Annotated in this window: 3 protein-coding genes and 1 pseudogene; all 4 read left to right on the top strand. The window is 64.9% G+C overall.

Annotation, left to right across the window (positions count from 1 at the left end; all coding sequences use genetic code 11):
• Positions 1-622 precede the first annotated feature (622 nt).
• Positions 623-2,506, top strand: coding sequence for an ACP S-malonyltransferase (fabD, locus tag ACW9H9_RS00765; protein WP_457340947.1), 1,884 nt, complete (start codon positions 623-625; stop codon positions 2,504-2,506).
• A 3-nt stretch (positions 2,507-2,509) separates the two neighbouring features.
• Positions 2,510-4,567: pseudogene (locus tag ACW9H9_RS00760) on the top strand (amino acid adenylation domain-containing protein); the annotation flags it as partial.
• 55 nt (positions 4,568-4,622) lie between these two features.
• A complete protein-coding gene (locus tag ACW9H9_RS00755) occupies positions 4,623-7,841 on the top strand; it encodes a beta-ketoacyl synthase N-terminal-like domain-containing protein (RefSeq protein WP_457370519.1) in 3,219 nt (1,072 codons plus the stop codon).
• Positions 7,841-11,713, top strand: a complete 3,873-nt coding sequence (locus tag ACW9H9_RS00750; RefSeq protein WP_457340949.1) for a beta-ketoacyl synthase N-terminal-like domain-containing protein — start codon at positions 7,841-7,843, stop codon at positions 11,711-11,713. Before ACW9H9_RS00755 ends, ACW9H9_RS00750 begins: the two co-directional genes overlap by 1 nt.
• Positions 11,714-11,748: the final 35 nt, after the last annotated feature.

Below are 11,748 nucleotides of genomic sequence, written 5' to 3'. Positions count from 1 at the left end.
ACATTGCCGCACCTTACCTGAGGTAGAGGTGTTGCACTCAGTTTTTGCGGCCGCCCTCGTTTAACCAAAACCTCGTGCGTTCATTATTTTTGTACCCGATTTGGGGGCCACTCAGTTCGCAAGCTCTGGAGTACCATCTGCCCACTTTAAGGCCTGCGTAAACGCCAATGACGTTTGGCCGGTTTAGCCGGTCATCCTCAAGCCAGCCGAGGGTTTTGGCGTGGTGTGCAGGTTTGGTAAATGTCAATAAGCCATTATTGATCAGGGCAGGATAAGTATTTTTTTATTCCACCTTCGATAAATAACAACAGGGCCAGCGGGTACGGTTTGTAACGCTGGTGCCGCTTCCATTTAATCATCAGGTCTAGGTTTTAAGTGCCTGCTGGCAAAAAAGGCATCATGTGAAAGTTTCATAAAAAACCTGCTTAACCCGTTTTCACGGTTGATGACTTTTAATGCGCGAGTGTTCGTCAGGTCGGGCCAAGCGTTCTGCCGTGGGCGTTTGAAAATACAGTATTCCATTCATAGTGGCCGCAACACGTTTGTTGTGGGCGCCGCGCACCGGCATGTCTTGAACGAGTGCATCGTCAAGACGTGACGCTAGGTAATAAAAGGTGATCGCATGCAAAAGATCTATGTTTTCCCGGGGCAAGGTGCGCAGTTCAAAGGAATGGGGGAAGCGGTTTTTGAGCACTTCAACACCTACACAAACCTGGCCAGCGATATCCTCGGGTATTCGCTGGTCGACCTCTGCCTGGAAGACCGCGATCAGCGCCTGAACCTCACGCAATACACCCAGCCGGCCCTGTACACCGTCAGTGCACTCACCTACCTGCACCGCTTGCAAACCAGTGGCGCGGCCGAGCAGGTGGCGTATTTCGCCGGGCACTCGCTGGGTGAGTACAACGCCTTGTTCGCCGCCGGCGCGTTTGACTTTGCCACCGGCCTGCAACTGGTCCAGCGCCGGGGCCTGCTGATGAGCCAGGCCCCCAAGGGCGGCATGGCCGCCGTGCTGGGCCTGAGCGAGGCGAGGGTACGGGCGATCCTGCGTGACGAGGGCCTTGGCACCATCGATCTGGCCAACATCAACTCGCCAGAGCAGATCATCCTGTCCGGCCTGCACGAAGACATGGTCAGCGAGCGCACCCGCGGCTTTTTCGAGCGGGCCGGTGCCAGTTACTTCCCGCTCAATGTCAGCGCCGCGTTCCATTCGCGCTACATGCAGGAGGTCGAAGCCGAATTTGCCCGCTACCTGGCCGGGTTTTCGCTGCAACCGCTGGCTACCCCGGTCATTTCCAACATGACGGCGCGGCCCTATCCGCAACGCGACTATGCTGCGACGCTCAGCGGCCAGATCACCCGGCCGGTGAAGTGGTACGAAAGCATTTCGTGGCTGCTGACCCAGGACATCCACCCCATCGAAGAACTCGGCCCGGGCAACGTCCTCACCAAGCTGACCGACAAAATCCTCAAGGCGCCGATGCTCATACCGCCTTCGGCCCCGGCCCCGGGCCCTGTGCCTGTGCCGACCGCCCAAGACACGCTGTTCATGTACGGCGGGCAGGGCACCCAGTACTTCCAGATGGGCCGCGAGCTGTACCAGCACAACCCGGCTTTCCGCCAGCAGATGGACGCCTGCAGCGCGCTGGTGGAACAGGAGGCCAGCTTCTCCCTGGTCAAGGTCATCTACGACGAATCGCGCCGCGTATATGAGCCGTTCGATTCGATCCTGCACACCCATCCGGCGCTGTTCGCCATTGGCTACAGCCTCACCGCCATGCTGCGCGCCGAAGGCGTCACGCCCACCGCCGTGTTGGGTTACAGCCTGGGCGAATACATTGGCCTGACGGTCAGTGGCTGCCTGTCCTGGCAGGACGGGTTGCGCCTGACCCTGCGCCAGTCCCGGGTGCTGGCCGATCATTGCCCCAAAGGCGGGATGCTCAGCGTGCTGGCGCCGGTGGAGCATGTCCAGCAACACCCCGACCTCTATCGCCAGGTGGAACTGGCCGGCGTCAACTTCGCCGAAAACTTCTGTGTTGCCGGGGCCCAGGCAGACCTTGCGCAGCTCAAGCGCAGCCTGGATGCCATGGGCGTCATCTCCATCGAATTGCCCGTGCAGTACCCGTTTCACTCCAGCCACATCGAACCGATCCGCGACAAGGTCCTGGCGATCCTCGACGGCATCGAGTTCAAGGCGCCGACCATCACCTATTACTCCTCGACCTACGCCCGCGCCATCCATGCGGGCGACCTGGCCAATGCGCGCGATTACCTGTGGCGCATCATCCGCCAGACCGTCGACTTCCACGGCCTGATCAAACACCTGGCCAGCAGCGGCACCCAGGCCCTGTTCGTCGACCTGAGCGCCACCGGCTCGCTGGCCAACTTCATCAAATACACCCGTCCGGGCGGCCTGAAGTACAGCCATTCGATCAATCAGTTCGGCAAGGACCTGAGCAACATCAACATCCTTCTCAACGAAATCAACGGCCGTTCAGGGAGATAGCGCATGTCAGTCAATCCGGTCCCTTCGGCGTGGAGCGTCAACACACGCGACTTCGACACCACCGCCCCGTTTCACCAACTGTTCGACGCCCGCTGCGAGGCCACGCCGCACGCCATCGCCGTGTCCGATGGGCAGCGCAGCCTGACCTTTGGCCAGTTGGCGCAACGCAGCATTCAGCTAGCCGCGTACCTGGCCGGGCAAGAGGTGGGGGTGGGCACGCGGGTGGCCATCTTCATGGAGCGCTCGCTGGACCTGGTGGTGGCCATGCTCGCCATTGCCCGCACCGGCGCCACCTACATTCCGCTGGACCCGGCCTACCCCGAGCAGCGCCTGCGCTACATGCTCCAAGACAGCGATACCCGTTGGGTGCTCACCCAGGCAGCGCTCGAGCCCACGGTGGCCGCGTGGGTCAATGCGCACTGCGCCAGTCTGGCGCTGGACCGGCAGTGGCCACTGGTCGAGGCGTGCACCCAGGCCTTGGCGGCGCCGACGGCTGCGCCCGACAGCCTGGCCTACATCATCTACACCTCCGGCAGCACCGGCCAACCCAAGGGGGTGATGATCAGCCACCGTGCCTTGAGCAATTTCCTGCTGTCCATGGCCGAAGAGCCCGGCATGTCCGCCAGCGACACCTTGCTGGCGGTGACCACGCACTGCTTCGATATTTCCGGCCTGGAACTGCTGTTGCCCTTGATCGTTGGCGGCCACTGCCATATTTGCCCGGCCGCCACGGCTGGCGATGCCAGCCAATTGATGAGCCTGATTGCCCAGGTCCAGCCCACGCTCATGCAGGCCACGCCTGCTACCTGGATGATGCTGTTTCATGCGGGCTGGCAAGCGCCTGCCTCACTGCGCATCTTGTGTGGCGGCGAGCCGCTGTCCGATGCCCTCAAAGGCCGTTTCGACGACGCGGGCAATGAGGTCTGGAACATGTTCGGGCCCACCGAAACCACCATCTGGTCGACCCTGCAAAAACTTCAGCCCGGCCAGCCCGTCTCTATCGGTCGGCCCATCGCCAACACCCGGCTTTACCTGATGCGTGAAGACGCCAGCCATTGCGCCATCGGCGAGCCGGGTGAGCTGTGCATCGCGGGCACCGGCCTGGCCGACGGCTATTTGAACCGCCCGGACCTCACCGCCGAAAAATTCATCGACAACCCCTTCGAAGCCCACACCAAGCTGTACCGCACCGGCGACCTGGCGTGCTGGCAGGCCGACGGGTTGCTGCACCACTTGGGGCGTATCGACAACCAGGTGAAAATTCGCGGCTATCGCGTGGAAATCGGCGACATAGAAGCCCAGCTCGACAGCCACCCCGAGGTGCTGCAAGCGGTGGTGGTCGCACGCCAGCAAGCGGGCTCCGGCCAACTGGTCGGCTATTTCGTGCCGCGTGCCTCGAACACCTCGCTGGCCGGTCGTCTCAAAACCTGGCTGGGCGGGCAGTTGCCCGGTTTCATGGTGCCCAGCTTTTTGGTGCCGATTGACCGCATTCCGCTGACCCCCAACGGCAAGGTCGACCGCAAGGTGCTGGCCCAACGGCCCATTTCCCTGGCGCCACTGGCCAACGTGGCGGAGCAGGGCGAGATCGAGCGTTACATCATCGAGCAGTGGCAAACGCTGCTGGGCGTGGAAGACATCCAGCCCCACGACCTGTTCGCCGATATCGGCGGCAACTCGATTTCGGCCAACGCCTTTCTGGCCCGTATCAACCAGCGCTTTGAGCTGCAGTGGGGGCTGGCCGACCTGGCCGACCACGCCACACCGGCCGCCATCGCACAACGTATCCGCTCCGGGCAGCCCGCCGCGCCAGCCACGCCCCATGCCCCGGCGCACCGTCCCTCACGCACCAGTGGTGCGGGGGAGGCGGGTGAGCACGACATCGCGATTGTCGGCCTGGCGTGCAGCTTCCCGCAGGCGCCGCACGCCGAGGCGTTTTGGGACAACATCCTGGCCGGGCGCAATTGCATCAGCGCAGCCGCCGCGATGCGCCCGCACCTGGTGCAAGACGCTGCGCCGTTGTGGGCCGGGTTCATCCCCGGTGCGTTCGATTTTGACCCCGGGTTTTTTCCGCCTGGCGCCCAAAGAAGCGCAACTGATCGACCCGCAGCAACGGCTGATGCTCACCCACACCTGGCGTGCCCTGGAAGATGCCGGCATCAGCGCCGATACGTTCAGCCAACGCACCACCGGCGTGTTCATCGCCGCCTCGCAGAACGACTACGGCCTGGCGGCTTCGCAGGCGCAAGACAACAAAGGCTACCTGGCCACCGCCCACCTGGCGTCCATGGTGGCCAACCGGCTGTCCTACACCCTGGACCTGTCCGGCCCCAGCGAGTGCGTCGAAACCACCTGTTCGTCGTCGCTGGTGGCCTTGCACCGTGCGATTCGCGCCATGCGCCAGGGCGAGTGCGAACAAGCGGTGGTCGGCGGCGTCAACCTGCTGCTGAGCCCCGACTACTTCCACAGCTACCAGGCCATGGGCCTGTTGAGCCCCGACCACGTCACCCGGTCCTTTCAGGCGGGTGCCAATGGCTACGTGCGTTCCGAAGGCGCAGCGGTGGTCATTCTCAAGCCGCTGGCCCGGGCGCTGGCCGACAACGACCGCATTGCCGCCGTGATCAAAGGCACCAGCGTCAACCATGGCGGGCGTGCATCCTCGCTCACCGCGCCGAGCGAAGCGGGCATGTGCAGCGCCATGCTCGACGCCCTGGCCGACGCCCGCGTGGCCCCGCAATCGCTGGGGTACATCGAAACCCACGGCACCGGTTCCCTGCTGGGCGACCGCCTTGAAGTGAACGCCATCGAAGCGGCGTTCGCCGAGCACGCCGCCACCGGGCCCATCCCGCCGGGCATCAGCCTGGGCAGCCTGAAACCGACCATCGGCCACAGCGAAGTCGCCTCCGGCATGGCGGCGTTGATCAAGGTGGTGTTTGCCTTGCAGCAAGGCATCAAGCCCGGCATTCCCGGGGTTGGCACCGACGACGTCACGCAGTTGTGGGCCGCCAGCGCCTTGCGCATCAGCGCCCACAACCAGCATTGGGCCCCGGCCTCGTCGCCACGCCGCGCGGCCATCAACAGCTATGGCTTTGGCGTGAATGCCCACGTGATCGTCGAGCAGTACTACGCGCCCGAAAGCCCCCGCGTCGACGAGCCCGGCGCGCAGTCGCTGGTGTTCTCCGCCCGCACCCCCGCGCAGTTGGTCGAGGTATTGCAACACCACCTGGCCTACGTGCAGGCCAAGCCCGAGCTGCGCCTGCGCGACCTGGCCTACACCCTGCAAGTCGGTCGCGACGCGTTCAAGGTGCGCCTGGCCTTTGTCGCCAACAGCCTGGAGCAGGTCGGCGAGCAACTCGCCCGCGCCCTGCAAAGCCTGCGCGACGACACCCCGGCGCCGGGTATTTTCTACAGCGCCTGGCCCCAGGCCGGGCACGACGAACCTGCCGCGCAATGGGTCGCCGGCGTTGCGCTGGACTGGAACACCCTGCACCCGGCGGGCAGCGCCGTGAAACTGGCATTGCCCGGTTACCCCTTGCAGTTCAAGCGCTACAACGCACTGGACAGGGACCAACCGGCCCCTGCCGCTACACCCGCGGCGCGCCGCATTTGCGTGATCGGTGCGGGCCCTGGCGGCCTGGTAATGGCCAAGTCGCTGTTGGAGGAGGGCCACCAGCCAGTGGTCTACGAAGCGCAGTCGACCCTGGGCGGGGTGTGGAACCTCAAGCGCGACAAAGAAGTAGGCACGTACTCCACCACCCGCTTCCAGAACTCCAAAGACACCAGTTTCTTCTCCGACTTCTACCCCGAAGACGTCAGCGGCACCTTTCCCGACGTGCACGACGTGCGCCGCTATTTGGGGGCCTACGCCGAGCGGTTCGACCTTGAGCGCCACATTCACTGCGACACCCGCGTGCTCTCGGTCAAGGCCGAAGGCGAGGGCTGGCACGTGGAGATCGAGCACGACGGCGCCCGCCGCCAGGAATACTTCGACGGCGTCGCCCTGTGCCATGGCCGTTACCAGCGGCCCCAAAAGGCGCGCATTCCGGGCCTGGACACCTTCCCGGGGCAAATCCTGCATTCGGGTGCGTACTTTGACAACGCCCCCCTGGCGGGCAAACGCGTGCTGGTGATCGGCAACGGCGTCAGCGGCATGGACATCGCCGGTGAAGCCAGCAAAGTCGCGGCCAAGGTCTATTGGAGCCTGCGCTCGCGCAAGTTCATCCTGCCGCGCATGGTGGGCTTTTTGCCCAACGACTTTGTTTCGCCCGCCAACCTGCTGATGCCCGAGGTCTTGCGCGCACAACGCAACATCGACCGCCTGCAACTGGCCATGCCCGCGTTCAGCGAGGCCGTGCAGCGCAGCGGCTTGCAGCCCAGCCTCAACGAGTTCCGGCAGAACCCGTTCATTCACATCAACGACGAAGTGGTGGACCTGGTCAATGCCGGGAAAATCCAGACCATCTTCGGCCAGGTGGACAAGTTCGTCGGGGCCCAGTGCTTCCATGTCGACAGCGAGCAGGTGCTCGACGACATCGACGTGGTGGTGCTGTGCACCGGCTACCGCACCCATGCGCTCTACGACTACGTGCAGGACCTGGACCCGGTGCGCGATCTGGCCATGGGCTTGTTCCACCGCGACAACCCGTTGCTGTTCAACCAATACGGGCTTCAGGAAATCGGCGTGATCGGCACCTTCCCGTACCTGGAAATGGCGGCGCGCTGGTACGCCCAGGTGGTGTCCGGCAACTACCAACTCAGCGCCGAGGAGCTGCAACACCAGGCCGACACCGACAAGATCATCATGGCCCCGCTGGCCGCAGTGGTCATCGGCACCAAGCTGGGCCTGGTGCCCGACCCCTACCGTGAATTCAAAGCCTTCTGGAGCCTGCTCAACACCCCGTGCTTTCCCGCCCAGTACCGCCTGCGCGGGCCGCACGCCAGCGCGCAGGCGCCCGCCATCGTCGCGGCCAGCCGGCAACGGGCGTTTATCCAGGACGAGCACGGCGATGAGCAAATCAGCAAGGTCAAGGTTCGCCTGCTGGCGGGCTTGGGGGCCGAGGGCGTGGCCCGTCTGGCCGAGGAAGGCCAGATCACGCATGAAGACCAGCAGGGCGCACTGGCCTGGCTCCACGACCCCTTGCACATCGACTGGGACAGCCAGTTCCTCACCCCCCTCAGCGACCGCGCGCTGGTCATCGACCAGGCCAACGAATCGCTGGAGCAAGTGATCGCCGCGCATGACCCGGTGTACCTGGGGCTGCTGCGTAAGATCCAGAACAAACAAATCGACGCAGAGAACTTTCTGTCGGAACTCAAGAACCTCTCGAGGGCCTCGTAATGACTTACCTGAACACGTTTATCGAAAAGGTCTACAGCCAAAGCATTTCCGAGGCAGAAGCGCTGGACGTGATCAAGCAGTTACACGAGTCGGTGCAGCAGCCTGCGCCCGAACCGGCCAACACGGGCGAGCAGCACGTGCTGGCCGACCTGGGCGGCTTGCTCGCGGCCACCATCGGGCTGGACCCGGCCGATGTCGAGGCAGACCGCAGCCTGGCCGACTATGGGTTCAGCTCCATTTCCCTGACCGAATTCTCCCAGCGTATCGCCGCGCATTTTCAAGGCTTGAAACTGGCGCCATCGTTTTTCATGGAGCACCCGACGCTGTCGGCCCTGGCCCGGCATATCGCGCCCAAGGTCAGCGCTGGCCAAGCACCGGCTGAGGCCGCGGCGCCGCTTGAAGCGGTGGTGGCCGACCAGTTGCAGCAGTATTTCCAGGCGCGCACCCCGGCGAGCGTGGCGCCCGTGCAACCGATCAGCAAAGCCGTGCAGGGGCGTGGCCCTCGCGCGCTGGCCCGCGTGGGGGCGTCCGCTCAGCGCGACGTGTCGGCGCTGACCGAAGACATTGCCATCATCGGCATGGCCGGGCGCCTGCCCAAGTCCGACAGCTTGAGTGACTTCTGGCAGCGCCTGGTGGCCGACGAGCCGTTTATCTCGCAAGTGCCCGCCGATCGCTGGGACTGGCGCGCGATCCTGGGTGACCTCGGCACGCCCGACAAAACCGACTGCTACCACGGCGCATTTATCGACGACGTGCGCGGCTTCGACCCGCTGCACTTCAATATTGCCCCACGTGAGGCCGCACTGATCGACCCCCAGCACCGGCTGATGCTGCAAACCGTGTGGGAGGCGCTGGAAAGCGCTGGCTACCCGCGTGACCAATTGCGCCAGCAAAAAATCGGCGTGTTCCTGGGCATCGAGCGCAAAGACTACGCCGACCTTATCCGCGCCAGCGGCGCCGAGATCGACGGGCACCTGAACACCGGCAACGCCCACGCCATGCTGGTCAACCGCATCGCGCACTATTTCGACTGGAAAGGCCCGGTGGCCACTGTGGACGCCGCCTGCACCAGTTCGTTTGTCGCCATCGACCGGGCCATCATGGCCCTGCGCACCGGCCAGGCCCAGGCGGCCATCGCGGGCGGGGTCAACCTGGTGTTGAGCCCCGAGGTGAATATCTACAACCGCAAGCTCGGCCTGTTCACCGGCGATGGCGTGGTGCGGCCATTCGACAAACAGGCCAACGGGCACTTCTTCAGTGACGGCCTGGGCGTGGTCATGCTCAAGCGCCTGTCGGTGGCCGAACGTGACAACGACACCATTTTGGGGGTGATCAAGGGCCTGTCGGTGCGCCATGGCGGCAAGAGCCTCTACCTCACCGCGCCCAATGCCGAGATTCATTGCCAGACCATCGTCGAGGCACTGGAACAGGCGGACCTGCAACCCCACGACATCGACTACATCGAAGCCCAGGGCACGGCCAATCCCATGGCCGACGACGTAGAGCTCAACGCCTTCGACACCGTCTTCAAGGGCTGCGCCACCAAGCCTGCGTTTGGTACCCTCAAGGGCCAACTGGGGCATTTCTCCGGCGCGTCCGGGGTGATCTCGCTGATCAAGAGCCTGCTGGCACTCAAGCACGACACCCTGATCAAGATCGCCAACCTGCAGGACTTCAACTGGGACAGCGAGCGGGGCGAGTTCGCTTGCGAGCCCGTGCGTCACACCGCCGCCTGGGCGCCGAGGCACGTGGACGGCCAGCGTCAGGCGCGGCATATCGGCATTCACAATTTCGGGTTTGGCGGCGTCACCGGCCATATGGTGCTGGGTGAATACCTGGGCGCGCCCGCGCAGGCCGTGGCGCCCGAGGCGGGCGGTGAACAGGCGATCCTGTTGTCCGCCCGCACCGCCGACCAACTCCAGCAAATGGCCCGTCGCCTGTTGGCTCATGTGCGCGCCGATCACGCGGCAACGCTGACGCTGACCGGGGTGGCCTACACCCTGCAAACCGGGCGCGAACATTTTGAACACCGCGCCGTGGTGTTTGCCGACTCGCTGCCCGCACTGGCCGAGCGCCTGGAACGCCTTGTGGCGGGCAAGGAGGACGCCAGCGCGTTCCTCACGCGTGACCCCGACACCGGCAAGGACGTACGGCAGCTGTTCGCCAGCGCCGAAATGCACGGCGTGGTGCAGCAGTGGCTCGAGGAACGCAACCCGCGTGGCCTGGGGCGTGTCTGGGTAGCGGGCGTCGCGGTGGACTGGCAGCGCTTGTATGCCGGGCACAACGCCCCTCAAAAAGTCGCGCTGCCGACCTATCCCTTTGCGCGGCACTCGCTGTGGTTTCCCCAGGCCCCGGCGCGCAACACGGCGCCCGGCCAAGGGGGCACGTGGCTCTCGCCGATCCTGCACCACAACGTCTCGACCTTTGCCGCGCAACGCTTTCGCTCGGATTTCAGCGGGCAAGAGCCCTGGTTTGTCGCCAGTGCCGCCGGGCCGCGGCGCTTTGTCGAGCTGGCTCACCTGGACATGCTGATCCAGGCCACGCGCCTGGCGGCCGAAGTCGGCGCAGACGAGCCGGTCGACCTGGTGCTGCACGACATCGTGTTCCCGCACCCGCTGTGGGCCGCGCCCGCGCCGCTCGCCGTGCACCTGACCCTGGCCCCCGGTGAAGACGATGCCATCGACTACCGCCTCACCACCGGCGACGATGCCGAGCTCAAGATTCACGGCCGGGCCTTGTTCGAACCGCGCCAGGCGCTCGCCGCGCTGAACGTGGCGGCAAACCACCCGCACTGGCACGCGGTGGCGCAGCCAGCCAACGTGCTGGTGCAACTGAGCACTTTGCTGGCCCGGGCCCAAGCCTGCGACATCGACAGTCTCACGTTGTTGTCGATTGACGAAGTCACCGTGCACGGCGCGCTGGAGCACGCCGCGTGGTTGTGGGTGCGCGCCTCTGACAACGACTTTGCCCAAGTGGAAATGCCCTCCACGGTGTCGCGCCTGGACATCGACCTGTGCGACGCCGAAGGCCGGGTGCTGATGCAACTGCGCGACGTGGTGTGCAGCCACGCGCATGCCGACGAAGCAGCGCCAGTGCACATGCCGGCGCAGATCAAAGGCATGATCCCGACGCTCAACGGCACCGGCGCGATGACCACCGTGCTGCCGGCCTGCTCGCAACTGTTCGTGGAAGCCGCCGCCCAGGCCTCGGGTGAAGTGATGGACATGGGCTGCGCCTACGGCGTGGCCACCGTCGCGGCCCTGGAGCAGGGCGCCCGCGTACTGGCGGTGGACATCGAGGAGCAACACCTGAGCATCCTCGCCGCAGGCGTTGCCCCGGCGCTGCGTGATCGCCTCGCCACGCAGGCCGGGGCGTTGCCCCATATGGACTTCGCCCCCGGTCGGTTCCAGGCCATTCACGCGGCGCGCATCCTGCACTTTCTGCCGCCCCAGGCGTTTCGCGAGTCGATCCGCAAGATGGCCCAGTGGCTGGCGCCGGGCGGTCGGCTGTTCCTGATCTGCGACACCCCGTACTTCCCGCACTGGGCGGCGCGGGTGGACGAGTACGAGCAGCTCAATGCCAACGGCGAGGAATGGCCGGGCTACATCGCCGACATCGCCGGTTATTTCCGCAGCCGGGCGCAGGCCAGTGCCGCCAATGCCATCGACAGCGGCAGCCACGCCAGCGATGCCCTCAGCGGCACACCGCTGATCAACCTGGTCGACCCGCAAATCCTGGCCCGTGAATGCACGTTGGCGGGGCTGCACATCGAGGAGGCGGGCTACGAAGGCCTGGCCATCGACTATGACGGCCAGGCCGCCAGCGGCGGGCTCGAGCATGCCAGCGTGATTGCGATCAAACCCTACGTCTGAGCCCTGCGCCGCGCGTACCCACTTTCTGGAAGGAA

The sequence above is a fragment of the Pseudomonas sp. SDO5215_S409 genome, assembly GCF_054071325.1.
The sequence above is the reverse complement of the archived record's forward strand: the minus strand, read 5'-3'. Positions and strand labels throughout refer to the sequence as shown.